Genomic DNA, 25,361 nt, shown 5'->3' on the forward strand with positions numbered 1-25,361 from the left:
TCGATCACGAATCCGCCCCTTGGATGACAGCGGAGTGACGGCCGTTCCCGAGATCGTCACACCGAGTGCGAACTGTCGGTGGGGTATGGAACCCTGACGAAGTGGTCAATAGCCCTCCTCAGACCCCGGCCGAGGCTTACGCTGCCTCCCAGCGCCGCGCTCGATACCCCCAGCTGACCCGCTTCGCCGCGGAATCGTCGTTCGAGTTCGACGACTTCCAGATCCGCGGCTGCGAGGCGCTCGAAGACGGTCACGGCGTGCTCGTCTGCGCGCCCACCGGCGCCGGGAAGACCGTGGTCGGCGAGTTCGCGGTGCACCTCGCCCTCGCCGAGGGGCGCAAATGCTTCTACACGACGCCCATCAAGGCGTTGTCGAACCAGAAGTACGCCGACCTCGTCGGCCGTTACGGCGCCGACGCGGTCGGCCTGCTGACCGGCGACACGTCGATCAACGGCAACGCGCAGGTCGTGGTCATGACCACCGAAGTCCTGCGCAACATGCTCTACGCCGGGTCCTCGACCATCGGCGAGCTCGCGTACGTGGTCATGGACGAGGTCCATTACCTCGCCGACCGGTTCCGCGGCGCCGTCTGGGAAGAGGTCATCCTCCACCTGCCCGAGCACGTCCGCGTCGTCGGCCTGTCGGCCACGGTGAGCAACGCCGAGGAGTTCGGCGAATGGCTCGTCGAAGTCCGCGGCGACACCACCGTCGTCGTCGACGAGCACCGTCCGGTGCCGCTGTGGCAGCACATGCTGGTCGGCAACCGGCTGATGGACCTGTTCGCCGGCCAGGAGGAACACGCGCCCGGCGCCGAACTGCGGATCAACCCCGGGCTGCTGCGCCGCACCGAGGAGGTCGGCGGACGTTTCGCCCCGGCCGGATTGCGCGGACCGCGCGGACGGCGAGGGGCACCGTCACGGATGCCGCGGTTCCGGCCGACGTCCCGCACGGACACGGTCGAGCGGCTGGACAACGCCGGTCTGCTCCCCGCCATCGTGTTCATCTTCTCCCGCGCCGGCTGCGACGCCGCCGTCGGTCAGTGCGTCCGGTCCGGTCTGCGGCTCAACGGCCCCGAAGAGGTCGAGAAGGTCCGCCGGATCGTCGCCGAGCGCACCAAGGACCTGCCCGAAGGCGACCTGGGCGTCCTCGGCTACTGGGAATGGCGCGAGGCGCTCGAACGCGGCATCGCCGGGCACCACGCCGGGCTGCTCCCGGCGTTCAAGGAGACCGTCGAGGAGTTGTTCGTCCAAGGGCTGGTGAAGGTCGTCTTCGCCACCGAGACACTCGCGCTCGGCATCAACATGCCCGCGCGCACCGTGGTGCTGGAAAGGCTGGTCAAGTACAACGGCGAAGCGCACGTCGACCTGACGCCGGGGGAGTACACGCAGCTCACCGGGCGGGCCGGGCGGCGAGGGATCGACGTCGAAGGCCACGCGGTCGTCGTCTGGCAGCCGGGGATCGACCCGAAGCAGGTCGGCGGCCTCGCCTCGACCAGGACGTACCCGCTGCGGTCGTCCTTCCGGCCCGGTTACAACATGGCGGTGAACCTGGTCGCCCAGGTCGGCGCCGAGGCGGCCCGTGATCTGCTGGAGCAGTCGTTCGCGCAGTTCCAGGCCGACCGGTCGGTGGTCGGGACGGCACGGCGGATCGAGCGGAACAAGGAGGCCCTGCGGGGCTACACCTCCGCCATCACCGGCGATTTCGACGAGATGCTGGAGTACGTCGAGCTGCGGGCGAAGATCTCGGCGCGGGAGAAGGCGCTGTCGCGGCAGAACACCTCCGCCCGCCGGGCCGGTACCGCCGAGTCGCTGGAGAAGCTCCGCAAGGGCGATGTCATCGCCGTGCCCGCGGGACGGCGCGCCGGGCTGGCGGTCGTCGTCGACCCGGGGCTCGACCCGATCCGCGAGCCGCGGCCTGTCGTGGTCACCGAGGACCGCTGGTCCGGACCGCTCTCGGTCTCGGATTTCCCCTCACCGGTCGAGGCGCTGGGGAACATCAAGCTGCCGAAGCACATCGAGCTGCGTTCGCCCAAGACCAGGCGCGACATCGCTTCGAGCCTGCGCAACGCGGGAATCTCCTTGCCCGGCAGGCAAAAGCGCCGCGCCGGGGCCAATGAGGACGGTGAACTGGCCGCGCTGCGACGGGCGCTGCGCGCGCATCCGTGCCACGGTCTGGCCGAACGCGAGGCGAACCTGCGCTGGGTCGAGCGGTACCAGCGGCTCACGGCCGAGACCGAGCAGCTGGAACGCAAGGTCGCCGCGACCACGCATTCCCTCGCGCGCGCCTTCGACCGGATCCTGCGGCTGCTCGGCGAGCGCGGCTACCTCGGCCCCGCGTCGAAGGGCGACGGCGAGGACCGGGTCACCGAACACGGCAAGCGGCTCACCCGCCTTTACAGCGAGTCGGATCTGCTCGCGGCCGAATGCATCCGGCACGACGTCTGGAAGGGCCTGGCCCCCGCGGAACTCGCGGCCGTCGTCTCGACGCTCGTCTTCGAGGCACGCCGGGACACCGCGGGGGAGCCTCGCCTGCCCGCGGGCAAGGTGGTCGACGCCTGGCAGGCGACCACGCGCCTTTGGATGGAGCTCACCGAAGACGAGCGACGCCACAAACTGGACCGCACCCGCGAGCCCGACGCCGGTTTCGCCTGGCCCGTCTACCGGTGGGCGCGCGGCGAATCGCTGGAGAAGGTCCTCACCGCCGCCGAAGCGAACGGGCAGGAACTCTCGGCCGGCGACTTCGTGCGGTGGTCGCGGCAGGTCATCGACCTGCTCGACCAGATCCGCGACGTCCTCGGCAAGGCGGATCCGGTCGGGGCGGCGGCTTCGGACGCGGTGAAGGCCTTGCGCCGCGGAGTCGTGGCGGCCGGCGGCGCGTGAAGCTGAGGTACATGAAGGCCCCCTTCCTGTACCTAGGCGCAAGGAAGGGGGCCTTCATGTACTTGGCATGGGGTCCTTCACAGACAAGGCGTTGGGCTGACCGGAGGAACGGAGGCGCCTCCAGTGTGAGCACGGTCGCGGAGAGTTGGCCCGACACCACCCGGGAACAGTGGGCAGGGGCGCCGACCTGTGGTTGGATCGCCCACGACGGCCATGCAGGTCGGCCGGTGACGATGGCGGAACAGGCGGAGGCGAACGATGAGCACGCCGTATGGCGGCAACGACCCGCAGCAGCAGCCCCAGTGGGGGCAGCAGCCGGGCTACGGCCAACAGCCGGGCGGCGCTCAACCGCCGAGCGGCCCGCAGCAGCAACCGCAATGGGGCCAGCAGCCGCAGTACGACCCGTCGCAGACCCAGCAGCAACAGCCTCAGTGGGGTCAGCAGCCCGCGCCGTACGACCCGTCTCAGCAGCAGCCCGGCTATCCGCAGCAGGATCCCTCCCAGACGCAGCAACAGCAGCCTCAGTGGGGTCAGCAGCCGCAATACGGCCAGCAGCCGGGGTATCCGCAGAGCGGGCCCCAGCAGCAGCCGGGCTACCCGCAGAGCGGCCCGCAGCAGCAGCCTCAGTACGGGCAGCAGCAGCCCGGCCAGTACGAGTACGGCCAGAGCCAGTTCCCGGGCACTCAGGGCGAGGCGCAGGACAAGCCGAAGTCCAAGAAGGGCCTGTTCATCGGGATCGGCGCGCTCGTGGTGATCATCGCCGCGGTCGGCGTGCTCGGGTTCGTCACGCCGGGCTGGTTCAACACCCAGGTCTTCAACAACACCCAGATGCAGACCGACGTGCAGAAGCTGCTCACCGAGACCTACGGGATCAAGGAGATCAGCGCGGTCACCTGCCCCTCCGGCCAGGAGGTCAAGGACGGGGTGAAGTTCACCTGCACCGCCACGATCGAGGGCAAGCCGCAGGAGGTGCCGATCACCGTGAAGGGTGACACCGGCAACTACGAGGTCTCGCCACCCGCCACCACCAAGTAAACGGCGGGCGCCGGGCATGGCCGATCCTGCATGATCGTGCCATGAGCGACTTTTCAGTACGGCTGCTGCGGTCCGACGAGGAACGGGCTGCGGTGGATCTGTTCAGGCGGGCCTTGCACGTCAAGGAGATGACCGACGAGGAATGGACGGCCTCGTCCGTGTCGTTGCAGCCGGGCCGCGGGTTCGGCGCGTTCGATCCGGAGCTGATCGGGACCCTCCGATCCTTCGATTCGGAGGTGACCCTGCCCGGGGGCGGCACCACGCCGCTCGCCGCGGCCAGCCTCGTCGGTGTCCGTGCCGACCGAACCCGCCGTGGCGTACTGACGGCGTTGATGCGTGCCCAGTTCGAGGATTTCGCCGCCCGTGGGGTTCCCGCGGCGATGCTGCACGCGTCCGAGGGCGCCATCTACGGCAGGTTCGGCTACGGCGTCGCCGTGCGGGCCAAGTCGATCGAGATCGACCGGCGCCGTGCCCGGTTCCGTCCCGAGGCGCCCGCCGGTGGGGAGATTTCCGTCCTCGATCTGGAAAGCACCATCGAGCAATGGCCTTCGCTCTTCGACCCGCTCCCGCGCACCCGGCCCGGCATGATCGCGCGAAGCCCGAATCTGTGGCCGGGCTACGAACGCGAAGTGCGACGGGCGACAACGCCGGTCACGACGGCGGTGCACAGCGGCGCGGACGGTGCCGACGGATTCGTCACCTACACCGTCGAGCGAGCGCATTTCGGCGCTCCGACTCTGCTGAAGGTCCATTCCTTCCACTACGCCGGTCCCGACGCTTTCGCCGGGTTGTGGCGCTATCTGCTGTCCGTAGACCTGGTCGACAGCATCACCGCCGAGAAGCGGCCGCTCGACGAACCGGTCGAGCTGCTGTTCACCGACCCGCGTGCCTGCGCGGTGCAGAAAGTCCAGGACGAGGGCTGGCTCCGGCTGGTCGACGTCGAGACGATGCTCGCCGCCCGCACGTACCGGGGCGAACCGGTCGTCATCGAAGTCACCGATCCCTTCCTGGAGCACAACTCCGGCCGCTATCGCCTGTCCGAGGACGGCGCCGTCCGCACGACCGGCCCGGCGGATCTCGAACTGCACGCCGACACCCTGTCGATGGTGTACCTCGGCGGCTGGCGGCCTTCGGATCTCGCGTTCGCCGGACGTGTCCGCGCCACCGGTGAGACCGCTTTGGCACGAGCGGACCAGCTGTTCGGCACGCGGTCGAACCCCTGGTGCGGTACCTTCTTCTGACGTTGGATGATCACACCGGTGGGGGTGGAGAAGCTTGAGCAGGCGAGCCGTCGCGACGGTCGGTCTGTGTGGTGCCGCTTTCGCGGTGCTGGTGGCGTGTTCGGACACTCCCGCACCCGCGCCGGCGACGAAGACCGTCACGGTCCCACCGACGTCGAGAGCCTCGTCGAGCGCGCCCGCGACCTCCGGCGGATCGTCCTCCGATGCTCCGGGCAGGGTCTTCGACCCGAGGACGATGCAGGCGGACGTGCGGAAGATCCTCACCGAGACCTATCAGGTGAGCGAGGTCGGCGACGTGCTCTGCCCCGCGAACCAGAAGGTCGAGGACGGCAGCACGTTCACCTGCACCGTGCAGGTCGGCGGGGAGGGCAAGACCGTCACGATCACCGTCACCGGTGAAGACGGCCGCTACGAAGTCGGCGCGCCCAGCTGAAAAACCGGTTGGGGCGCTCCAACCCGGACGGCAGGATCCACGGTATGAGCGAATTCCTTGTGCGTGCCGTGGCCGAAGGCGAACAGCGAGCCTGCCTCGACGTCCTGTCGGAGTCGTTGCACGGCAAGCCCGCCACGGACGAGGTCTGGGCGAAGATGGCTCCGTCCTGGACCGCCGCGGGCAAGTTCGCCGCGTTCGACGAGCACGGCGCACCGGTCGGGATCACCAGTTCCTTCGACGTCGAGCTGACCGTCCCTGGTGGACAGAAGCTCGTCACGGCGGCCGTCGATGGTGTCGGCGTCCGTGCCGACTGGACGCGCCGCGGGATCCTCACCGAGATGATGGCCGTACAGCTGGAGGACTTCGCGGCGCGGCGTGTCCCGCTGGCCGCGCTGCATGCCTCCGAAGCCGTCATCTACGGCCGCTTCGGGTACGGTCCGGCGACTTTCGGCAAAGGTGTGTCCATCGAACGCCCGCGCGCCCGGCTTCGGGACGGCGTGGGACGGGACGGCGAGGTCAGGTTCGTCACCTCCGCCGAAGCCGTGGAAGGCGTTCCGGCGCTGTACCACCGTTTCGACGGAGCACGACCGGGGTTCGTCTCCCGGCCGCCTGCCTGGTGGCCGGGCTTCTTCGAGCGGGTGGTGAAGGGGGACGACGGCTACCGGGTGGCGGTCCACAGTGGACCGGACGGCGACGACGGCTTCGTCGTGTACCAGAGCATCGACGCGCGCGACAGGCTGGCGCCGGAGCGTGGGGCGATTCTGGACATCCGTGAACTCCATGCCGCCACACCCCAGGCCTGGGCGGCGCTGTGGCGTTTCCTGCTGTCGATCGACCTGGTCTCGGAGGTCGCCGGACGGGGCCGCCCACTGGACGAGCCGATCGCCGAACTGCTCACCGACTCGCGGGCGGTGAACACCACCGAAGTCATCGACGACCTGTGGCTGCGGCTCGTCGACGTCCTCGCGGCGCTGCGAGCGCGCTCCTACGGAACCGCCGAACCCGTGGTGCTCGAAGTGCTCGACAAGCAGCTTCCGGACAACAACGGCCGCTACGCCGTCGGCCCGGACGGCGTGGAACGCACGACCGCCGAGGCCGATCTGCGGCTGGACGTGGCCACCTTGTCGGCGCTGTACCTCGGGCACGGTCTCTTCAGCGATCTGGTGCTGTCCGGCCGGGTCGAGGTGCTGGACGAGGCGGCGGTCGCCCGTGCCGACTCCCTGTTCCACACCGCGCGCTCGCCGTGGTGCGGAACGTTCTTTTAGACATGGCTAGGAAGGATTGCGCCGCGGTTTGATCCGCACCTGCGGCAGCGTGGGTGCGGGCAGCCACGTCGTGGTGCCCTGATAGCCCTCCACCCGGCCGAACCGGTCCGCCTGAGCCTGCCACGCCTCGCGGTACTCGGCGATGTCCTCGTGGCTGCGGCCCACGAAGTTCCACCACATGACGAGTTCCTCGGTGAACGGGGTCCCGCCGAGCAGGAGCACCCGAGCCGGTTCGGCGCCGGGGTTCGCCAGTTCCAACCGCCCGGCGCCGGGCGCGAGGTAGGCGAGTTCGCCGGTGCCCAGCGCGACTCCGGCGACGGTGACGGAGCCGATGTCCTGCAGGACACCGTGTTCGAAGGCCGGATCGACGTCGAGCGCAAGGGTCGCGCCGGGCTCGACAGTGAGTTCGGCGCCCAGGAGGGGAGTGAACGCCGGGACCGGCGAGGTGGTCCCGGCGAGGCTGCCCAGGAACACCCGCGCCGTGGCGCCGGGCAGGTCGAGCAGCGGCGGCGCGTAATGCCGGAAGTCCCGTGCGGTGTCACGGTGTTCGCCGGGCAGCGCGATCCAGAGCTGGACGCCGTGCAGCGTCGCGGTGTCCGGTGTGGACACTTCGGAATGCGCGATGCCGTGCCCGGCGGTCATCAGGTTGAGTTCACCGGGCCGCACCATGGCGTGGGTGCCGATGCTGTCGCGGTGCTCGATCTCGCCGCTGAACAGCCAGCTGGCGGTTTGCAATCCGGTGTGCGGATGCGGTGCGACGTCCATCCCGCCGGACGCCGAAACGTCCTGCGGGCCGTAGTGGTCGGCGAAACACCACGCGCCGATCAGCGACCGCTGCCGCTGCGGGAGTGTCCGGCGCACCCGGATCGCGCGCGGGCCGCCCAGCGGGACGTCGCGCGGGGTCAGCACGGTGACGCCTTCGCCCGGCCGTTCCCGGCACAGCAGCTCGGCCGGGTCGGCCTCGGTGTTGCTCACGACTTCGGGAGCGCGGCCAGCAGGCGCTCCACCGAACGGCCGAGATTCCAGCGCTCCGCGAGTTCCGCGACCTTGTCCGGGTCGGCGGGCTCGGACGGGACGATGTCCGGACGGGACTGCTCGACCGGCGCGTCGGCCGCCACCCGGACGACGGTCGGGGCCACCGCGAGGTAGTCCGCGGCGTCGGTCAGGCGCAGCCGGGTCTTGAGCGGGACCCGCGAGTCGCCCGCGTTGGACGCCTCGATCAGCTCCTGCAGCGAACCGAACTGGGTGATCAGCTTCGCCGCGGTCTTCTCGCCGATCCCGGCGACACCGGGCAGTCCGTCCGACGGGTCGCCACGCAGCGCGGCCATGTCGGCATACCCGGGACCGGCGTTCCCGGCCGGGATCCCGTACTTCTCGGCGATTTCGTCCGGGCCGAGGACTTCGGCCTTGTTCCAGCCCTTGCCGACGTAGATGACCACGGTGGACGTCGGCTCATGGCGCACCAGTTGGAACAGGTCGCGGTCACCGGTGATGACCTCGACCGGGGAGACCTGTTCGCGGATCGCGAGGGCGCCGATGACGTCGTCCGCCTCGTACCCGGCCGCCTCGGCCGTCGCGATCCCGAAGGCCTCCAGCAGTTCGAGAATGATCGGCACCTGCGGGGTCAGCGTGTCCGGTACCTCTTCGACGTCGCTGCCCTCCGGGACCTCTTCGGCCACCCGGTGCGCTTTGTAGCTGGGCAGCAGATCGGTGCGGAACTTCGGCCGCCAGTCCGCGTCGAGGCACGCCACGAGCCGGGAGGGCCGCCGGTCGACGAGGATCCGGGCGATCGTGTCGGTGAACCCGCGCACCGCGTTGACCGGTGTCCCGTCCGGGGCGGTCATCGAGTCGGGCAGCGCGTAGAACGAGCGGAAGTAGAGGCTCGCGGAATCGAGGAGAGCGAGTGGTCCGGTCACGCGGACAGCCTGCCATGTCCCGCCCCGGATGTCCGTGAAGGACCCGACCCCCAGCCGGGTCCTCCACGGACACCGTCAGGCCGCGTAGGGCCGCACCCGGCGGGCGTCGCGGAGGGCGTTGGCCCACCAGTTCAGCTGGTTCAGCAGGGTGGTGGCCGCGAGCGAGGCGCCTTCGAAGTCGTCGTGCTCACCGTCGGGCCCGAAGTGGTTCCAGGCATACGGGAAGCTCACGGTCTCGCGGATGGTGGCGGCGTGGAGCTCGGCGAAGACCGGGCGCAGGTGCTCCACCGCCCGCAGGCCGCCCGAGATCCCGCCGTAGGAAACGAAGGCGACCGGTTTGCCGTGCCACTCCGGGCCGGTGGCGTCGAGCGCGGTCTTGAGCGGGCCGGGGTAGCTGTGGTTGTACTCGGGGACGATCACGACGACGGCGTCCGCGCCGGCGACGCCGGGGGAGAGGTCGCCTGGGGATTCGGCAAGGTCGATGACGGACAGGGTGACGTCGTCGCGCTGTTTGGCGCGGTCGAGGAACCAGTTCGCGACGACGGGAGCGAAGCGGCCCTCGCGGACGCTGCTGATCACGACGGCGAGCTGGTAAGGCGAGTTCGTTGTCATGGGCAAGACCGTAAAACCTGCAGTTAAGTTGAAGTCAAACTCCAGAAACGTCTTTCTGTCTGAATTCGATTGCAGAGAACTCTTTGCGATGTAGGGTCGCCGGTATGGGGAAGAGCGAGAGATATCTCGCGCGGATCGACGGGCGCCTTCTGCGGGCGTTGTCGCATCCACTGCGGGTCAGGATCTTGGAGCTGCTGCGGGAGGACGGTCCGGCGACGGCGTCCGGTCTGGGAAAACGGCTGGGGGAGAGTTCCGGTACCACCAGCTGGCATCTGCGCCAGCTGGCCGAGTACGGCCTGGTCACCGAAGATCCCGAACGCGGCAACCGGCGGGACCGGTGGTGGAAGGCCGTGCACGACGGGGATCAGCTACAGGGCCGGGACTTCATCCGGGATCCCGATCTCGCGGGGCCGTTCAGCACGTACGCCCACACGATGGTCGAGCAGCGTCATGCCGCCGAGGCGCAGTTCGTCGCCGAGATGCGCGAGTGGTCGGACGAGTGGATCGACAAGGTCTCCTTCCACGACTCGTCCCTATCGCTGACGCCTGACGAGACCGCAGCCCTGAGCGACGAGATCCTCGACGTGATCAAGCGCTATCGCCGCCCGGCCAAGGAGGGCGATACCTCCGTCCGGGTGCACTGGGCGGCCTTCCCGAGGAAATCCCGGCCGGAGACGCCATGAGCCGGGTGCCACTGGGGGCCCTGGTCGTGGCTTCGGGAGTCTCGTCGGCCGGGGTGATGATGACGCTGCTCGCGATTCCCTGGTTCGTCCTGCAGAGCACCGGCAGCGGTACCAAGACCGGCCTCGTCACCGCGGCCGAGGTGCTGGGCCTGATGGTCGCCGCGTTGCTGGGCGGGCCGGTCGTGGACCGGGTCGGTACCCGCCGGGCCAGCGTCGGCGCGGATCTGCTGACCACCGTGACGGTCCTCCTGATCCCGCTCGCGATGGCGACCACCGGGCTCAGCCTGCCCGGACTCATCGCGTTGTCGTTCATGATGGGCGTTTCCCGCGGCCCCGCCGACACGGCCAAGCAGGTGCTGCTCCCCGGAGTCGCCGAACTCGGCGACGTCCGCGTGAGCCGGGCGGCGAGCGCCGTCGAGGCGGCGATGAGAACCGGCAGGATGGCGGGCGGACCCGCCGCCGGTGCGCTGATCGCGCTGATCGGGCCCATTCCGGTCCTGTTCGTCGACGCGGGCGCGCTCCTGCTGTCCTCGGCGCTGGTGTTCGCGCTGATCCCGGTCGCGGCGGGCCCGCCGAGGCCGCCGTCGGGCGGCTACCTCAAGCAACTGCGCGAAGGGCTCGGATACGTCAAACGCGACGCGGTACTGCGCGCGGTGGTCGGCATGCTGATGCTCACCAACAGCCTCGATTTCGGGCTGCTCGGTGTCCTGTATCCGGCCTACGGCGACCAGGTCCTGCACAGCACCGCGCTCATCGGCGCCATGATCACCGCGGTCGCGGCGGGTGCGCTGCTCGGCTCGGCGCTCTACGGCTGGGCGGGCCACCGGGTTTCCCGGCGGACGGCGATCCTCGTCGCGGTCGGCATCGAAGGAGCACCGAGGTTCGCCTTGCTCGCGCTGGAACCGGCGCCGGCCGTATTGCTCGCCGGTCTGGTGGTTGCCGGAATCGGGGCGGGCGCGCTCAACCCGATCCTGCTCCCGGCCGTCTACGAACGGGTCCCGGAAGCCGTCCGCGGCCGGGTCCTCAGCCTTCTCGTCGGCGGGGTGCTGGCCGCGATGCCACTCGGCTCGATGGCGGCCGGGTTGCTGCTGGACGGGATCGGACTCGTCGGCGCGCTCGCCGTGTTCGGCGGTCTGTACCTGATCGCCGGCACCTTCCCGGCGATCTTCCGGGTCTGGCGCGGACTCGACGATCCCGCCCCGATCGGGGGTGACCGGCCGGTGAGCCAAGGGGCGCGGACCGACTAGGCTCGCCATCATGTCGCGCCGTTCCCTTCACAATCCCGCCCCCGACGCCGCCAGCCTCCGCGCCCGCCTCGACCGGGCCCGCGCCGCGGCCGCCGCCGCCGACACCGACGCCCTGCTGATCGCGCCCGGCTCGGACCTGCGCTACCTCATCGGCCAGGCCGGGGGCTCGTTCGAACGGCTGACCACGCTGGTGATCCCGGCCGACGGCGTCCCGGCGCTGGTCCTGCCGAAGCTGGAAGCGCCCGGCTACGCCGACGTCCCCGCCGACGAGCTCGGCATCGAGGTCGTCACCTGGGTCGACGGCGACAACGCCTACGAACTGGTCGCCGACCGGCTGGGCAAGCCCGGTCGCGTGGCGGTCAGCGACTTCACCCCGGCGCTGCACGTGCTCGCCTTCCGCGGCGCGCTCGGCGACGCCGAGCAGACGCTGGCCGGGCCGATCGTGCGCGAACTGCGGATGCGCAAGGACGCGGCCGAGATCCAGGCGCTGCGCGACGCGGGAGCGGCGATCGACCGCGTGCACGCCCGCGTGCACGAATGGCTGCGCCCCGGCCGCACCGAGGCCGAGGTCGGCGCGGACATCACCGCCGCGATCGTCGAAGAGGGCCACACCCACGCCGACTTCGTGATCGTGGGCTCGGGCCCCAACGGCGCCAGCCCGCACCACGACGTCTCCGAGCGGGTGATCGAGCGCGGCGACGTCGTCGTGGTGGACATCGGCGGCCCGATCGCCGAGGGCTACAACTCCGACTCGACCCGCACGTACGCGGTGGGCGAGCCGCGTGACGCCGACGTCGCCGAGACCTACGCCGTCCTGCAGCGTGCCCAGAAGGCCGCCGTCGACGCCGTGCGCCCTGGCGTCACCGCCGAGTCGATCGACGCCGCCGCGCGCGACATCATCGCCGAGGCGGGGTACGGCGAGTACTTCATCCACCGCACCGGCCACGGCATCGGCCTCGACGTGCACGAGGAGCCCTACATCATCAAGGGCAACGCGCTGCCGCTCGAGCCGGGCATGGCCTTCAGCGTCGAGCCCGGCATCTACCAGCCCGGCCGCTGGGGCGCCCGGATCGAGGACATCGTCGTGGTCACCGAGGACGGTGTCGAAGCGGTCAACCAGCGCCCGCACGACTTGATCGTGCTCGACGCATGACCGGTTCCCTGGAGCCGCTGGATCAAGCCATCGTGCAGGAGCTGGCCGCGGACGGGCGGCGCAGTTTCACCGATCTGGCCGAGCGCGTCGGGCTTTCGGTGTCGGCGGTGCACCAGCGGGTGCGCCGCCTGGAACAGCGCGGGGTCATCCTCGGCTACACCGCCCGGCTCGACGGCGAGCAGATCGGCCTCCCGCTCACGGCGCTGATCTCGCTGACACCGAACGATCCGGCCGCGCCGGACGACTACCCGCAGCGTCTCGAGCACATCAAGGAGATCGAGTCCTGCTACTCGGTCGCCGGTGACGAGTCCTACATCCTCCTGGTCCGGGTGGCGTCGCCGCTCGGCCTGGAGGATCTGCTCCGCCGGATCCGCGAGTCCGCCAAGGTCTCGACCCGGACCACGGTGGTGCTGTCGACGCCGTTCGAGGGCCGCTCGCCCACCCTGTGAGACGAGAGAGGGGGTGGGCTTGCGCGACGCTGGTACGATAAAAGGTATGGCAACACGTAAGGTCACTCTCTCACTCGATAGTGGTGCGCTCGAGTTCGCCGAGCGGGCCGCGAAGGCACACGGGATCTCGGTCTCGTCGTGGTTGTCCAAAGCGGCCCGCAGGGAGGCCGTGCGCACCGGATACACCCCGCAGCGCGCCCCGGTCGAACCGTCCGCCGAATCGGACGAGGCCGAGCTGACCGCCGCGGAGAAGGATCTGCGTGCACAGGGGTGAAGTCTGGACGTACCACCCCCCGACCGAACCGGCACGGCAGCGCACCGTCGTCCTGCTGTCCTCGGACGGGGTGAACGAATCCGAGCGGCCGTGGCTGCTCGGCACCGAACTGCTGGACCGTGATCCGCAGGACATCCTCGGTGTCGCCGTCGACGCGCGGTACTGGGTCTCCACGTTGAACCTCACGCGCCTGTACCGGCCGTGGTTCGACGAGAAGATCGCGGAGATCGACCAAGAGGTCCAGGAGCGCATCGACATCGCGTTGCGCGCCGCCCTCGACCTCTAGCGCGCGACCACCTCGGGCGCGGCGTGCAGTTTGCCGTCGGGGCCGGAGAGGCACGACGCGTTGCCCGCGCGCGCGGCGAGGAACTCGTTGAGGCAGTTCGCGACCTGCGCGTGGCCGTTGGCGTTGGGGTGGAAGGACTCCTGCAGCGCGTGGCTCGCGCGGTCGACCTGGCCGAGGTCGCGCAGCTGCAGCGTGAGCCTGCTGAACCACTCGTTCGCCGGGTCGCTGCTGCACGCTTCGTGCCCGGCACCGGCTCGCGACAGGTCGAGGAAGCGTGCGCTGGTCGCCCTTGAGGCCTGTTTGAGCCCGTCCGACAGGATGGAGACGCCGTCGCGGCGCATCCATTCCAGATCCTCGGTGCGGAACGGGCAGCCGTTGAGGCTGCGCAGCGCCTCGGGGATCTGAGGGCCGACAGGCGAGGCGTACGACATCAGCACGAGCTGGTAGTCCGCCGGGACGTAACCCGCCTGTGCCAACACCTTCTTGACGTCGGCGACCGCATTGGTCACCTTCGGCACCATGGCGTCCACTTTGGACTTCCAGGTGGTGCGAAGCGCCGCGCTGCACGGCGGATTCTGCGGGGAGAACCACGCCTTGAAACACTCGTTGACCTGAGCGGAGAACTTCGGCTCGTCGTTCGCGCCGATCGCGATCACCACGGCGGCGACCCGGTGATCCTTGATCAGGTTCGCGAGCTGCTGCGCCTGCGACGGCTCCGTCCACTGCTTGGCCTCGCCCAAGGCGATCTGCTCCGAGGGAGCCCCCGAACATGCGAGGTTCACGCGTGCGGTGACGTCGGGGATCTTGATCTGCTCGACGAAGGCGTTGGGGGAGCGGTGGCACCAGTTGCCGCCCTGCCCATTGGTGGTGGGCGTGTAATCGCCCGCGCCTTCGCCGGAAACGGTGCTGTCGCCGATGGAGACGACCGTCAGCGGCCCCGTCCCCGGCGGTCCTTGGCGCGGGGACGGCTGCCCCGGGCGGCTTTCCGACCCGGTAAAGGCAATGAACCCGACGAGAACCACCACGAACGTGAGCGCGAGAGCACCCCACCACCACCGGAAACGTCGCATCGTCATCGGATTCTACGGACCCGTCGCCCGGGAGGGTGATCATGTCGGTGTGACGGTCGCGATGTCGAGGGCGGCGGAGCCGGCCGCCTGGGAAGAGCTGAGCCGCTTCACCGCCCTCTGAATCAGCCGAGCCAGCGCTGGATCGCGACGTCGAGCAGCTTCCGCGCGTGGTCGGCGGCGTTCTCGGAGCCGTCGGCCCAGGCGATGATCCCGTCCGGGCGGACGAAGAGACTCGGCTGTGCCACATCGGGATCCGCGACGTAGGTGACCAGGCTTTCCAGCCCGGCGGCCACGTCGGCGTACCGACCGTCGGCCGAGCGGTCCACGAGCACGAAGCGGCCGTCGTGAGCGTGGTCGGCGAGCCTTGTTCCCGCCCCGAGTTCGACATCGCCCGCGATCGAGCCGACCGGTCCGGTGGCGTCGTCGGCGACGTCGTACCGCTGCAAGATCCCCGAGGAGAGCGCGATCATGCGGTTGGTCGCGCCGGGGACCGCGAAGAGCTCGCCGCCGACGACGTCGCGCAGCCGGGCGGTCCGTTCGTCGCCGCGCAGGAGCGCGACCTGGGCCCGTGTCCAGTCCAGGACCCACGCGCCGATCGGGTGCCGCTCGGCGTGGTAGGTGTCGAGCAGCCCGGCCGGAGCGTGTCCCTGGATGGTCGCGACGAGTTTCCAGCCGAGGTTGACCGCGTCGCCGATGCCGAGGTTGAGGCCCTGTGCGCTGAATGGTGAGTGCACGTGGGCGGCGTCGCCTGCCAGGAGTACCCGGCCGCGCCGGTAGGTCCGTGCTTGGCGCGCGTTGTCCGACCACCGGGTCGCCCGGCCCCGCAGTCCCGTGATGGTCACCGGCACACCGGTGACCTCGCGAACCGCGCTCTGTAGCTCGTCGACGGTCACGGGAGCGTTCTTGTCCTCGGGTTGAGGTGCGAACCTGGCGACGAGGATGCGCCCCGGCACCGGGCCATAGGTGTAGATGCCGTGAGGCGTCCAGTTCCACCCGCGGCGCAATTCGCTCGGGTCGTCGAAATCGGCGATGGCCTGATAGCCCACCAGCTCCGGGTCGGTGCCCACGAAGTCGACACCGAGCTGCTTGCGGACGACGCTTCGTCCGCCGTCGGCGGCCACGACCCATCGCGCGTTGAAGTCGCCCACGTCGGTCTCGACGACCACATCGGCATCGTCGTCGAAATCGGCGCCTGCGCTTCGGAGACCCCGCACCTCGACACCGCGGCGGATCTCGACGCCCAGCCGAGCGCAGTGATCGCCGAGCAGCAGTTCGAGATCGTGCTGGGGAACCATGATCCCGTTGGCCACGGCCGTATGCGCGGCCAGCACCGGATCGTCCTGATCGACGAGGTCGTGCTGGAACATGATCCCCGCGAAATGCCCGAGGACGGGGAACCGCCGGGAGGTCCTGCCCGCCGCGTCGGTCAGTTCGCGCACGGTCCGGTTCGAGCGGCCGGCGGTGAAGGCGTTGGCTTCGGCCAGACGACGGCGCTGCACTTCCTCCGCGGCGGGCAGCAGGCCGCGCCTGTCCAGGATCTCGGCGCTGGCGACGTTGATCGAGCCGGATTTGATCGTCGGATCCGGCTCCGTGAGCCGCTCCAGCACGGTTGTTTTTACTCCTCGCAAGGCGAGTTCGCTCGCGAGGAACAGGCCGGTGGGCCCTGCTCCGACCACGATCACGTCGGTCCGGTTCATGATGACTCCAAGCTTTACTCGATAAGCTTACCTGGTAAGGTTATCGAGTAAAGGTACTCTTGTCACATGGCGAAGCGAGGAGACCGGGGCGGTTCGAAGACGCGGGCGCATATCGCCGAGGTCGCGACGGGACTTTTCGTGGAGCGCGGCTTCGACGACGTCACGGTCGCCGAGGTCGCCGCCGCCGCCGGCGTTTCGAAGGTGACGGTGTTTTCGCATTTCGAGCGCAAAGAGGATCTCGCGCTCGATCGGCTGCCTGACGCCGTCGGCATCGCGCGGACGGCGATCCGGGACCGGCCGGACGGCATGGGGGTCGTCGAAGCGTTCCACCGGACGGCTCTCGCCCTCGCGGAGGAACAGCATCCGTTGTCCGGCCTGAGCGAGGCGGGCGAGCCGCTCGCGCGCACCGTGGCCGGGTCGCGCGCGCTCATTTCGCGGCTGCGTGAGTTCGAGCACGAGATCGAGGCCGAGGTGGCCGATGAGCTCGAAAGCGACACCAGGTTCTCGGGTGACAGTGAGCTGGCCGCCGCCCTGATCGTCGCCGCCTACCGCACCGTCGCCGTGGCGACGACGCGGCGACGCCTCGCCGGAGACGACCTCGCCGGTGTCGTCGCCGCGCATTGCGAGCGGCTGAACACGGCCTTCGGCGCGCTGGCCAAGGCCTTGTGAAGCCAGGAGGGCGGGCCGCGGCGGGCCCGCCCTCGGGGATCAGCGTTTGCGCCAGATGGAGACCTCCAGGTCGGTGATCTCGTACCGGTGCCCATCGGCCTTGGTCAGGCTCGGCTCCGTGCTTTCCGACAGCTGCTCGAACGCGTCGCCGAGGACGTTCGCGAGTTCGGCGGCCGACGCCCGGGGAAGTGCCACGAGCAGGAGCCCTCCGGAGCGGAGGAAGTTCTCCGAGCCGACGAGCGGGCGCAGGTAGCCCGCCGCGCCGCCGAGCCGGTCGAAGGCGTCCGCCACGACCACGCCGTCGAACGTGCCGAGCGCCGCGGGCGGGCGTCCGGCGTCGGCGAGGGTGAAGGAGACGTCGCCGCCCGGCGCGATCGACGGCCGTCGCGCGTGCGGCTCGCCGCGACCCGGCACCTCGTAGCCGACGTCCCAGCCGTCGGCCAGCCGGTCCGCCGTCGCGACGAACATCGGCCGGTCGTCCAGCCCGACGACCTCGATCGGCCGCCCGGCCAGCGAGAACGCCAGCCCGCCCGCCGCCGTGGCGAGATCCGCGACCCGCCGCAGCTCGACCCCGGCTTCATCGGCGGCTTCGAAGAACCTCCGTGCCAGCCGGTCCGGATGGCCCACGGTCGCGGCCAGCGGATGCCCGGCCCGGCCGAAGATCTGTTCGGCGGTGCCGTACTGGCCGAGCAGAGCCTGGTCGAGTTCCGCGCGCGCCGCACCATCCACAAGGGACTCCGGTGCGACGACCAGCCGGATTCCCGCCTGCTGCAGGAAATGCGGCCGGTAGAAGTGCCGCGCCCAGATACTGCCCAGTTCGCCGGTGCTGATGTAGGCGCCGCCCAGGATCAGCTGATGCTGACCGCCGTAACTGGGCACCGAGAAGTCCTCGTAGTAAGGGTGCGGGGTGAAGCCTTCGAGCGGATTGAAGGTGTCCTCACTCCACGCCCACAGGTTGCCGCCGGCGTCGTGGAGCCCCTGCGACGTCGTCGGCGAGTGGTCGACCGGGCCCTCCGAGCCCCAGGCCAGGCCCAGGTTGATCCCGGTCTCACGCAGCTGCGCGCCGTCGAGCCGCATGACGACGTCGTCCGCGACGCCAGGACGTTCCGGCAGGTCGCGCAGCAGGAAGTATTCGGCCTCGGTCGGCAGCCGGTACTCCCGTCCGTCCTTTTCGGACCGCCAGGCGGCGAAGGCCTTGGCCTCGTGGTAGTTCACCACCACCGGCCAGTCCCACGGCATGTCGATCTCGTCGAACAGCGTGCGTAGCCGGAACGCGTGCAGCCCGGTGGGCCCGGTCGGTACCCAGAACCGCGGCCACTTGGTGTTGCGGAAGCGACGCCACGCCTCGCCCTCCGCCGACCACAACTCCGGCCGCCGGTAGCCGCCGTCGGCGACGAAGCCGTGGAACTCGCCGTTGCTCACCAGACAGCGGGCCGCTTCGAAGTCCGGCAGCTCTTGACGGCGCGAGCCGTACGCGCTGTCCCAGCCGTAAGACGGGAAGGACTGCGGCTTGCCCAGCCGGGCCGTGCGCCCGGGCACGGTCACGGTGCCGTTGGCGGGCACGGAACCCGGTTCGGGCTTGCCGGTCTCGGTGGTGCGGCGCAGCGGCGACGGCGCGGGCCACGCGGCGGGCCGTTCGACCAGGCTCGACCGCATCTCGCGGATCAGCACCGAACTGGTCTCCAGATGGATGCGGTCGTGCTCGATCGCCAGCAGCAGGGCCCAGGCCTGGTCGTCCATCGTCACCGGACGCCCGAGATCCGGGGCGAACGGGGTGCGCTCGATGATGCCGACGACCGTCCGGTACACCTCGGCGCGGTAGTCCTTCACCTCCGAAACCGACGGCCACACCATGTCGTTCTTCGACATGTCGTCCCACGAGTTCTCGTCGACGCCCATTTCCAGGACGTGCTCGAGATAGGCGTCGATCGGCGCGTCCAGCAGCCCGGAGACGCGCAGCTTGTTGACGTACAGCGCGGTCGTATGGCCGTAGTAGAAGATCATCGGGTGCCGCAGGTTGTGGTCCGGAGGACGGTAGAACGCTTCCGCGCCCTTCAAACCGGCGAAGAGCACCTCGTGCAGTGTCCACGCGTTGTCGAAGTAGTCCAGCACTTCTTCGCGGCTGCAGACGGAGAGGTCGGGTAGAGGCAGCGCTCTGATCTCGCCGGATTCGGCCACGCCCGGACAGCGGCCGGGTTCGGGGCGGACCCCGGTGTACCACCACTGTGGATCGCGGGCTCCGTTCAGCCGCTCGTCGGAGTGCTTTACCGCATTTCTCTCCCAAGGTTCCAAGGTGGACGTCGACGTCATGTGACCTCACTTCAGTTCTGGGGCACTGGGGGGCGGGTGCCGAAACCGTCGCATCTTCGAAAAGGTCATTTCCTCTCCATTCGTGCGCTGAATCGCGCGTTGGAAGAAGCCCGGCGCGGGAGCGCAAACGGGGAGATGCCCGGTGATCGCGTTGCTGGGACCGTCGGTGTTCCGATCCACCGGTTGAGAGGTGAAACCCTTGGTGACGAAGCCCTGTGTCGTGCTCGTGGACACCTACGAAACGGCCGACCACGGGTTGCCGCAGACCGCCCGGCACATCGCGCCGACGTTCTTGGCGCTGGGCGCGGACTGTGTGCGTGTGCAGAGCGCGCCGGACGCACCCGGGCAGTACCGGAAGTCCTCGCCGACCATGAGCAACTATCGCGAGAACATCGTCCACGACGGCGACCTCGCGAAAACAGTGGACGCGCTGGCGGTGCACCGGCCGGTCGCGGTCGTGGCCGGCGGCGAATACGCCGTCGCGTTCACCGACGAACTCAGCGAGGCGCTGGGAGTGCCGTCGAACGGCACCGCCCTTTCCTTGGCCAGACGGGACAAGGCCGCCATGGGCGAAGCAGTCGCGGCGGCGGACCTGCCCGTCGCACGGCAGTTGCCGACCTCGGACGAAGCCGAACTCGCCGCATGGCATCGGGAGGTGGGCGGACGGATCGTCGTCAAACCGAACCGCAGCGCCGGCGGCGACGGGGTGTCCTTTTGCGACACTCCGGAGCAGTCCGTCGCGGCACTGCGCACGATCACCGGGCGCCAGAACGTGTTCTCCGAGGACAACGACTTCGTCATCGCGCAGGAATATCTCGCTGGTACCGAGTACATGGTCAACACGGTCAGCATGGACGGCCTGCACCAGGTGTGCGACATCTGGAAGACCTCGCGCTTCGCCGTCAACGGGGTGTCCGACCTGCTCGGCGCCTGCCAGATCGTGCCGAGGCGCGGGCCGGGCCACGACGAACTGGTGAATTACGCGTTCGCGGTACTCGACGCGCTGGGCATCCGGCACGGCGCGGCGCACGTCGAGATCAAGCGGACACCACAGGGCCCGCGGCTGATCGAGGTGGGTTCCCGCCTCTCGGGCGGCGACCTGCCGCATCTGGCGCGGCTCGCGATCGGCGAGTCCCAGCTGGACTGGATGGCGGACGCGGTGCTGCGGCCGGAGCGGTTCCGCGAGCGGTGGGGCGAGGACTACCGGATCCGGCGGCACTACGCCTGGTCCGCCCTGCTCTCGCCGGTCGAAGGCACGCTGCGCCGGTACACGGTGCTCGACGAGATCGAGCGGCTGGAGAGCTTCCACGAGATGTTCGTGCTGACGCGGCCGGGGAAACCGTTGCGCCGCACCGTCGACGACACGACATTCCCGGCGGTCGTCACGTTCATGCACGAGATCGAGGAGTACGTCCTGCGTGATCTCGGCACGCTGCGGTATCTCGACGGCGTGGGCTGCTACGAGCTCGAACCATGACGGCGCCGGGGTTCCTGCGGACCCGGCTCGGCGGGCTGCCGAAGTCGTTCTGGGTACTGTGGACGGGTACGCTCGTCAACCGGCTCGGCACGATGGTCCTGCCGTTCCTTGCCCTGTATCTGACCAGCGAACGTGGCCTTTCGGTGGCGACGGCGGGAACCGTGCTGGCGCTGCTCGGCATCGGGCAGGTGTTCTCGCAGCTGATCGGCGGCATGCTGGCCGACCGCATCGGCAGGCGGGCGACGCTGACCGGCGGCATGCTCGCGACCGGCGCGATCATGCTGGTGCTGGGTTACGTCGAACGCCTCGAACTGATCGCGGTCGCCGCGCTGCTGCTCGGGCTGGCGCTCGACGTGTTCCGCCCGGCCACCCAGTCGATCGTGGCGGATCTGGTGCCAGGGGCCGACCGCACGCGGGCTTTCGGGTTGTTGCTGTGGGCGATCAACCTCGGATTCTCGATCGCGATGGTGCTGGGCGGCACGCTGGCGCGCGCGGGATTCACGACGCTGTTCTGGGTGGACGCGGCGACGTGCGTGCTGTTCGGGCTGCTGGTCTGGCGGGCGGTGCCGGAGACCGGTGGTGGCAGCGGCCCCAGGGAACGGGGCGGTTTCACCGTCGTCTTGCGCGACCGGGTCATGGCCGGGCTGATGCTGGTCTCGCTGGTGGTCGCGTTCGTGTTCCTGCAGAGCCTGGCCACATTGCCGCTGGCGATGCGCGAGGACGGTCTTTCACCGGCGGGGTACGGGCTGGTGATGGCGGTGAACGGGATCGTCATCGTGGTCGTGCAGCCGCTGGTGGGGCATCGGCTGGGACGGTGGGATCCCTCGCGGGTGCTCACGTTCGGGATCCTGTTGACGGGCTTGGGTTTCGGGGCCACGGCCTTCGCGTCGACGACGCCGGCGTACGCGGCGTGCGCGGCGTTCTGGACCCTCGGCGAGATCGTGATCCAGTCGGTGGGTGTCGCGATCGTGGCCGAGCTCGCCCCGCCGCATCTGCGCGGCCGGTACAACGGCGCCTACGGCACGGCGGCGGGCCTCGCCGCGTTCGTCGCCCCGCTCGGCGGCACGCAGCTGCTGGTATTGGGCGCACCTGTGCTGTGGAGCGTCTGCTTCGGATTGTGCCTGGCCGCGGCCGTCGGTCAGCTGCTGCTCGGCAACGCGGTCCGGCGCCGGATGGCCACCACGACGGTTCCTGTCGCGGCCGTCGGCTAGTCGTCCATCCTGGACGCGAGGATCGCCGCGCCGGGGCCGGAAAGTTCGTCCAGTGCCACGTCCCGGCCGGCGATCGAAAGCAGGACAGCCTCGCCGGGTCCGCGTACTTCCGGTCCGGATCCGGCCGACCAGTCCAGGTCCGTGGCGACGAGCCGGAGTCCGCGTGCCCGCTTGCCCGCCTTGACCGGCGGGGCGTAGCGGGCGAACGCCAGCGCGTGACGCAGCCGATCCCGCGGCACCTCGCGGGGAAACCCCAGCGGACGCCGGATGTCCTGGTGATGGAGCAGCCCGTCGAGCAGCGCCACCCGCCCGCCGAACGCCGAGGTCAGGCCGCGCGGTTCGAGGTGTTCCTCGATCCTCGCGATCAGCTCCTCCGGTGTCCGGTCCGGCTTTCGCGCGACCCCGAGCGCGTTCATCCGGTTCAGCCGCAGCCCGCCGCGGACGGCCTGGCCGACCAGGTCGCGGAAGCGCTGGGTGTCGTAGTCGACGACGTGGGCGACCACCTCGCGGACCGTCCACTCCGAACACAAGGTCGGCGCGTCCCAGTGTCCAGGCGAGAGCGTTCGGAGGAACGCGGCGAAGTCCGCCCGTTCGTCCCTGGCGAGTCGCGCGACCATGCTCATCGGCGGCCTCCTGTGATCATTCGTAGTCGAGCCACCCGCAAACGTAGTAGTTCGTGTCCTCGTTCCGCTCGACGTACCAGGAATAGACGACGTCACCCGCGAGTTTGCCGGTGCGCGCGTTCCGCTGGGTGACCTTGGCCTGGACCGTCACGAACTCCTGTCCTGACGGGACGGAGTACGGCAGCATCTCCCAGCGTTCGACGTAATGCCCGTGGAGTTCGAACCCGAGCAGGGTCGGCCTCAGGCGCGGGCAGGTCCCGCTGCGCAAGGCGGTCATGTCGTGATTGGCCAGCCCGTTCATGTAGACCTGGAACACGCGGTCGACCGCGGCGGGTTCGAGGCCCGGCGCGGACGACGTGGACGGCGCTGTCGGCGCTGTCGTGGCCGGAGGCGTCACGGTGAGGGTCTGGGTCTCGACTGGGGGAGACGTGGACGTTTCTGGTGGGAGGTCGGAACGCGAGATCGGGAAGCCGCCGCGGCACGCGGAGATCGCGATGCCGAGGCCGATCAGGAGCACGCACGCGCGGGCGCGCGAAGTCGAAGGTCTCACGGTGGCGACGCTAAGCGACCTTCATGAAATTCGAATGAAAGGCTCCGGACGGTCGGCGCAAGTACGTGAAGGCCCCCTTCATTGCGTCTAGCGCAATGAAGGGGGCCTTCACGTACTTGGCAAGGTGTGGCTCAGCAGTTCTCCAGGAAGTGCCGCAGCACCCGCGTGCCGAACCGCAGTCCCTCCACCGGGACCCGCTCGTCCACGCCGTGCGCCATCGCCCGGTACGGGAAGCCTTCCGGCAGCAGCAGAGGCGCGAAGCCGTAGCAGTCGATCCCGAGGGGACTGAACGCCTTCGCGTCCGTTCCGCCGCCCATGCAGTAGGGGACGACGACGGCTTCGGGGTCCTCCGAACGCAGGGCGTCCGCCATCGCGTCGAACCACGGCGAATCGACCGGAGCCTGGACCGGTGGCTGGTGCGCGACGAACTCGCGGGTGACGCCTTCGCCGAGCATGGCGTCGATTTCGGCGAGCAGCGCCGGTTCGGCGCCGGGAAGGACGCGGACGTCCACTTGGGCCTCGGCCGAGGTCGGGATCACGTTCACCTTGTAGCCGGCGTCGAGCATGGTCGGTGTCGTGCTGTTGCGGACCGTCGGCACGACCAGCGCCCCGGCGGGCCCGAGCCGCGCGATCGTTCCGTCCACATCGGACAGATCGACCGGGACACCGAGCGCTTCCCCGGTGCGTTCGAGGAAGGCCTGGACGGTCGGGGTCAGCTGGACCGGCCAGCGGTGCGCGGCGATCTTGCCGAGCGCGGTGACCAGCCGGGTGACCGCGTTCTCGTCGTTGGGACGCGAGCCGTGTCCCGCACGGCCCTTGGCGGTCAGGCGCAGGTGCGCGGTGCCGCGCTCGGCCGTCGCCACCGGATAGAGCCGCGCGATCCGGCCGTCGGCGGCGGGGACGTGGTAGGTGTACGCGCCCGATTCGCTGATCGCGGCCGCGCAGCCGTCGAACAGGTCCCGGTGCGCCGCGGCGAGCCAGTGCGCGCCGTACTCACCCTTGTCCTCTTCGTCGGCCACGAACGCCAGGACGATGTCCCGGCGCGGCCGGACGCCGGTGGCGAGGGCGGCGAGCACCATCGCGCAGAAGTCCTTCATGTCGACTGCGCCGCGGCCCCAGAGGAACCCGTCGCGGACCTCGCCCGAGAACGGGTCCACCGACCAGTCGGCGGCGTCCGCCGGGACGACGTCGAGATGCCCCTGCACGAGCAGCGCGGGCAGGCTCGGGTCGGTGCCCGGGACCCGGGCGATCACGTTGGCGCGCCGGGGCGCGGACTCGATGATCTTCGAGTCGATCCCGAGCTCCGACAACAACGACGCCACGTACTCGGCGGCCTCACGCTCGCCCTCGGAGTCCCCGTTGCCCCGGTTCGTGGTGTCGAACCGGATCAACCGCGAACAGACTTCGACCACGTCAAACTCAGCCATAGATACCTTGCACCGCCCCAGCCGCGATCGCCGTGACGATCTTGAACGCCTTCATCGCTTCGGTCATGTCCGGCGCGTCGAAGCCGACCCGCCGCACGCCGATCTGTTCCACCGTCGGGATCACCGCCGCGGCCTGCGCGAGATGGCTCGCGTCGAACTCGACCTCGATCCGGTGGGGAGTGGTGTACCGCTCGACCCGGCCCGCCCGGTTCATCGCGTCCGCCGCCGCCGACGACAGCAGTTCGGCCGTCCTGGCGGGCGGCAGGCAGATCGCGGCGTAGCGGCTGACGCACTCCTTCACCGTGACCAGCTCGGCTTCCGGCGCGTAGTCCTGGGCGTCGTCGCAGGCCTTGTCGTCGCCGGAGACGACCAGCACCGGGACGCCGTACTCGGCGGCCATCGCCGCGTTGAGCCTGCCTTCACTGGCGGGTACGTCGTCGAGCCACACGCCGGTGATCTGATTCTCCAGGTACGTGTGGGACAGAACGCCGTCGAAACCCGCACCGGCGTGGTAGCCGAGGAAGACGACGCCGTCCACGCCGGTGTCGATCCCCTGCATCATCGAGAGCGGCTTGTGCCTGCCGGTGAGCATGCGCGCCCGGCCGTCGAGGTCTTCGAGCAGCAGGTTCCGTTGCGAGGAATGCGCCTCGTTGACCAGCACGTCGGTGGCGCCGGAGTCGAACAGGCCCGCGATGGTGGCGTTGACGTCACCGGTGAACAGACGGCGGAATCGTTGCCACTGCTCGGTGCCGGGGATGACGTCCTCGGTCCAGGTGACGCCGGTGGCGCCCTCCATGTCCGCCGAGATCATGATGCGCATGCCGGGCACCCTAGCCGAGGCTCTTTGCCCTCGC

At 69.7% G+C, this 25,361-nt stretch carries 24 protein-coding genes; 14 read left to right on the plus strand and 10 right to left on the minus strand.

Annotated elements, in window-relative coordinates; all coding sequences use genetic code 11:
- Positions 1–101 precede the first annotated feature (101 nt).
- From ACIBTM_RS21040 to ACIBTM_RS21060, 5 genes are all read left to right on the plus strand, one after another.
- Positions 102–2,879 carry a DEAD/DEAH box helicase gene (locus ACIBTM_RS21040; protein ID WP_395878730.1) on the plus strand — a complete coding sequence of 926 codons (2,778 nt, stop codon included), beginning with the start codon at positions 102–104 and terminating at the stop codon, positions 2,877–2,879.
- Positions 2,880–3,137: 258 nt separating this feature from the next.
- Positions 3,138–3,914, plus strand: a complete 777-nt coding sequence (locus ACIBTM_RS21045; RefSeq protein WP_395878731.1) for a DUF4333 domain-containing protein — start codon at positions 3,138–3,140, stop codon at positions 3,912–3,914.
- A gap of 41 nt (positions 3,915–3,955) precedes the next feature.
- Entirely contained in the window at positions 3,956–5,155 is a 1,200-nt protein-coding gene (locus ACIBTM_RS21050; protein WP_395878732.1) for a GNAT family N-acetyltransferase, read from the plus strand.
- A 34-nt stretch (positions 5,156–5,189) separates the two neighbouring features.
- The gene (locus ACIBTM_RS21055) at positions 5,190–5,588 is read left to right on the plus strand and encodes a DUF4333 domain-containing protein (RefSeq protein ID WP_395878733.1); all 399 of its coding nucleotides are present in this window, start codon (positions 5,190–5,192) and stop codon (positions 5,586–5,588) included.
- A 44-nt stretch (positions 5,589–5,632) separates the two neighbouring features.
- A complete protein-coding gene (locus ACIBTM_RS21060) occupies positions 5,633–6,853 on the plus strand; it encodes a GNAT family N-acetyltransferase (protein WP_395878734.1) in 1,221 nt (406 codons plus the stop codon).
- A gap of 6 nt (positions 6,854–6,859) precedes the next feature.
- On the opposite strand, the gene ACIBTM_RS21065 is transcribed toward ACIBTM_RS21060, so the two are convergent.
- From ACIBTM_RS21065 to ACIBTM_RS21075, 3 genes are all read right to left on the minus strand, one after another.
- A complete protein-coding gene (locus tag ACIBTM_RS21065) occupies positions 6,860–7,828 on the minus strand; it encodes a pirin family protein (RefSeq protein ID WP_395878735.1) in 969 nt (322 codons plus the stop codon).
- Positions 7,825–8,769, minus strand: a complete 945-nt coding sequence (locus ACIBTM_RS21070; protein ID WP_395878736.1) for a 5'-3' exonuclease H3TH domain-containing protein — start codon at positions 8,767–8,769, stop codon at positions 7,825–7,827. The genes ACIBTM_RS21065 and ACIBTM_RS21070 overlap by 4 nt, the downstream gene beginning before the upstream one ends.
- Positions 8,770–8,844: 75 nt before the next feature.
- Positions 8,845–9,381, minus strand: a complete 537-nt coding sequence (locus tag ACIBTM_RS21075; RefSeq protein ID WP_240598673.1) for an NADPH-dependent FMN reductase — start codon at positions 9,379–9,381, stop codon at positions 8,845–8,847.
- A 104-nt stretch (positions 9,382–9,485) separates the two neighbouring features.
- On the opposite strand from ACIBTM_RS21075, the gene ACIBTM_RS21080 reads away from it, so the two are divergent.
- From ACIBTM_RS21080 to ACIBTM_RS21105, 6 genes are read left to right on the plus strand one after another with little or no spacing between them, the layout of a single operon-like run.
- Positions 9,486–10,064 (plus strand): ArsR/SmtB family transcription factor, encoded by a 579-nt coding sequence (locus ACIBTM_RS21080; protein WP_395878737.1) that lies wholly within the window; start codon positions 9,486–9,488, stop codon positions 10,062–10,064.
- Positions 10,061–11,311: an MFS transporter gene (locus ACIBTM_RS21085; RefSeq protein ID WP_395878738.1), complete on the plus strand. Its 1,251-nt coding sequence runs from the start codon at positions 10,061–10,063 to the stop codon at positions 11,309–11,311. Before ACIBTM_RS21080 ends, ACIBTM_RS21085 begins: the two co-directional genes overlap by 4 nt.
- Before the next feature lie 10 nt (positions 11,312–11,321).
- A complete protein-coding gene (locus tag ACIBTM_RS21090) occupies positions 11,322–12,464 on the plus strand; it encodes a M24 family metallopeptidase (protein ID WP_395878739.1) in 1,143 nt (380 codons plus the stop codon).
- Positions 12,461–12,913, plus strand: a complete 453-nt coding sequence (locus ACIBTM_RS21095) for an Lrp/AsnC family transcriptional regulator (RefSeq protein WP_016334198.1) — start codon at positions 12,461–12,463, stop codon at positions 12,911–12,913. The genes ACIBTM_RS21090 and ACIBTM_RS21095 overlap by 4 nt, the downstream gene beginning before the upstream one ends.
- A gap of 46 nt (positions 12,914–12,959) precedes the next feature.
- Positions 12,960–13,187: a hypothetical protein gene (locus tag ACIBTM_RS21100; RefSeq protein ID WP_007035425.1), complete on the plus strand. Its 228-nt coding sequence runs from the start codon at positions 12,960–12,962 to the stop codon at positions 13,185–13,187.
- Complete coding sequence (locus tag ACIBTM_RS21105; RefSeq protein WP_005150941.1) at positions 13,174–13,473, plus strand: hypothetical protein; 300 nt, start codon at positions 13,174–13,176, stop codon at positions 13,471–13,473. The genes ACIBTM_RS21100 and ACIBTM_RS21105 overlap by 14 nt, the downstream gene beginning before the upstream one ends.
- Here the strand turns inward: ACIBTM_RS21105 and ACIBTM_RS21110 are convergent.
- Together ACIBTM_RS21110 and ACIBTM_RS21115 are read right to left on the minus strand one after the other, a co-directional pair.
- Positions 13,470–14,543, minus strand: coding sequence for a GDSL-type esterase/lipase family protein (locus tag ACIBTM_RS21110; RefSeq protein ID WP_395878911.1), 1,074 nt, complete (start codon positions 14,541–14,543; stop codon positions 13,470–13,472). The genes ACIBTM_RS21105 and ACIBTM_RS21110 overlap by 4 nt on opposite strands.
- 122 nt (positions 14,544–14,665) lie before the next feature.
- Positions 14,666–16,240 carry an FAD-dependent oxidoreductase gene (locus ACIBTM_RS21115; protein WP_395878740.1) on the minus strand — a complete coding sequence of 525 codons (1,575 nt, stop codon included), beginning with the start codon at positions 16,238–16,240 and terminating at the stop codon, positions 14,666–14,668.
- A 66-nt stretch (positions 16,241–16,306) separates the two neighbouring features.
- On the opposite strand from ACIBTM_RS21115, the gene ACIBTM_RS21120 reads away from it, so the two are divergent.
- A complete protein-coding gene (locus tag ACIBTM_RS21120; protein WP_395878741.1) occupies positions 16,307–16,909 on the plus strand; it encodes a TetR family transcriptional regulator in 603 nt (200 codons plus the stop codon).
- Positions 16,910–16,948: 39 nt separating this feature from the next.
- Here the strand turns inward: ACIBTM_RS21120 and ovoA are convergent, their stop codons facing one another.
- Positions 16,949–19,219, minus strand: a complete 2,271-nt coding sequence (ovoA, locus tag ACIBTM_RS21125; RefSeq protein WP_395878742.1) for a 5-histidylcysteine sulfoxide synthase — start codon at positions 19,217–19,219, stop codon at positions 16,949–16,951.
- A gap of 202 nt (positions 19,220–19,421) precedes the next feature.
- Between ovoA and ACIBTM_RS21130 the strand changes: the two genes are divergently transcribed.
- Complete coding sequence (locus ACIBTM_RS21130) at positions 19,422–20,696, plus strand: ATP-grasp domain-containing protein (RefSeq protein ID WP_395878912.1); 1,275 nt, start codon at positions 19,422–19,424, stop codon at positions 20,694–20,696.
- Positions 20,693–21,907, plus strand: a complete 1,215-nt coding sequence (locus ACIBTM_RS21135) for an MDR family MFS transporter (protein WP_395878743.1) — start codon at positions 20,693–20,695, stop codon at positions 21,905–21,907. The genes ACIBTM_RS21130 and ACIBTM_RS21135 overlap by 4 nt, the downstream gene beginning before the upstream one ends.
- Here the strand turns inward: ACIBTM_RS21135 and ACIBTM_RS21140 are convergent.
- The 4 genes from ACIBTM_RS21140 to ACIBTM_RS21155 all read right to left on the minus strand — a co-directional run bounded on the left by ACIBTM_RS21140 (position 21,904) and on the right by ACIBTM_RS21155 (position 25,327).
- Entirely contained in the window at positions 21,904–22,530 is a 627-nt protein-coding gene (locus ACIBTM_RS21140; protein WP_395878744.1) for a maleylpyruvate isomerase family mycothiol-dependent enzyme, read from the minus strand. The two genes, ACIBTM_RS21135 and ACIBTM_RS21140, sit on opposite strands and share 4 nt — an antisense overlap.
- A gap of 16 nt (positions 22,531–22,546) precedes the next feature.
- Positions 22,547–23,080, minus strand: a complete 534-nt coding sequence (locus ACIBTM_RS21145; protein WP_395878745.1) for a hypothetical protein — start codon at positions 23,078–23,080, stop codon at positions 22,547–22,549.
- A 131-nt stretch (positions 23,081–23,211) separates the two neighbouring features.
- Complete coding sequence (locus ACIBTM_RS21150; RefSeq protein ID WP_395878746.1) at positions 23,212–24,507, minus strand: M20/M25/M40 family metallo-hydrolase; 1,296 nt, start codon at positions 24,505–24,507, stop codon at positions 23,212–23,214.
- The gene (locus ACIBTM_RS21155; RefSeq protein ID WP_395878747.1) at positions 24,500–25,327 is read right to left on the minus strand and encodes a M55 family metallopeptidase; all 828 of its coding nucleotides are present in this window, start codon (positions 25,325–25,327) and stop codon (positions 24,500–24,502) included. Before ACIBTM_RS21155 ends, ACIBTM_RS21150 begins: the two co-directional genes overlap by 8 nt.
- Between the last annotated feature and the right edge of the window lie 34 nt (positions 25,328–25,361).

The sequence above is a fragment of the Amycolatopsis sp. NPDC049868 genome (genome assembly GCF_044461365.1).
Classification (GTDB): domain Bacteria; phylum Actinomycetota; class Actinomycetes; order Mycobacteriales; family Pseudonocardiaceae; genus Amycolatopsis.

Coding starts and splice junctions, on each gene's coding strand:
- ACIBTM_RS21045 (WP_395878731.1), top strand. CDS start 3,138: ATGAGCACGCCGTATGGCGGCAACGACCCGCAGCAGCAGCCCCAGTGG.
- ACIBTM_RS21050 (WP_395878732.1), top strand. CDS start 3,956: ATGAGCGACTTTTCAGTACGGCTGCTGCGGTCCGACGAGGAACGGGCT.
- ACIBTM_RS21060 (WP_395878734.1), top strand. CDS start 5,633: ATGAGCGAATTCCTTGTGCGTGCCGTGGCCGAAGGCGAACAGCGAGCC.
- ACIBTM_RS21075 (WP_240598673.1), bottom strand. CDS start 9,381: ATGACAACGAACTCGCCTTACCAGCTCGCCGTCGTGATCAGCAGCGTC.
- ACIBTM_RS21080 (WP_395878737.1), top strand. CDS start 9,486: ATGGGGAAGAGCGAGAGATATCTCGCGCGGATCGACGGGCGCCTTCTG.
- ACIBTM_RS21085 (WP_395878738.1), top strand. CDS start 10,061: ATGAGCCGGGTGCCACTGGGGGCCCTGGTCGTGGCTTCGGGAGTCTCG.
- ACIBTM_RS21090 (WP_395878739.1), top strand. CDS start 11,322: ATGTCGCGCCGTTCCCTTCACAATCCCGCCCCCGACGCCGCCAGCCTC.
- ACIBTM_RS21095 (WP_016334198.1), top strand. CDS start 12,461: ATGACCGGTTCCCTGGAGCCGCTGGATCAAGCCATCGTGCAGGAGCTG.
- ACIBTM_RS21100 (WP_007035425.1), top strand. CDS start 12,960: ATGGCAACACGTAAGGTCACTCTCTCACTCGATAGTGGTGCGCTCGAG.
- ACIBTM_RS21110 (WP_395878911.1), bottom strand. CDS start 14,543: ATGCGACGTTTCCGGTGGTGGTGGGGTGCTCTCGCGCTCACGTTCGTG.
- ACIBTM_RS21115 (WP_395878740.1), bottom strand. CDS start 16,240: ATGAACCGGACCGACGTGATCGTGGTCGGAGCAGGGCCCACCGGCCTG.
- ACIBTM_RS21120 (WP_395878741.1), top strand. CDS start 16,307: ATGGCGAAGCGAGGAGACCGGGGCGGTTCGAAGACGCGGGCGCATATC.
- ovoA (WP_395878742.1), bottom strand. CDS start 19,219: ATGACGTCGACGTCCACCTTGGAACCTTGGGAGAGAAATGCGGTAAAG.
- ACIBTM_RS21135 (WP_395878743.1), top strand. CDS start 20,693: ATGACGGCGCCGGGGTTCCTGCGGACCCGGCTCGGCGGGCTGCCGAAG.
- ACIBTM_RS21140 (WP_395878744.1), bottom strand. CDS start 22,530: ATGAGCATGGTCGCGCGACTCGCCAGGGACGAACGGGCGGACTTCGCC.
- ACIBTM_RS21150 (WP_395878746.1), bottom strand. CDS start 24,507: ATGGCTGAGTTTGACGTGGTCGAAGTCTGTTCGCGGTTGATCCGGTTC.
- ACIBTM_RS21155 (WP_395878747.1), bottom strand. CDS start 25,327: ATGCGCATCATGATCTCGGCGGACATGGAGGGCGCCACCGGCGTCACC.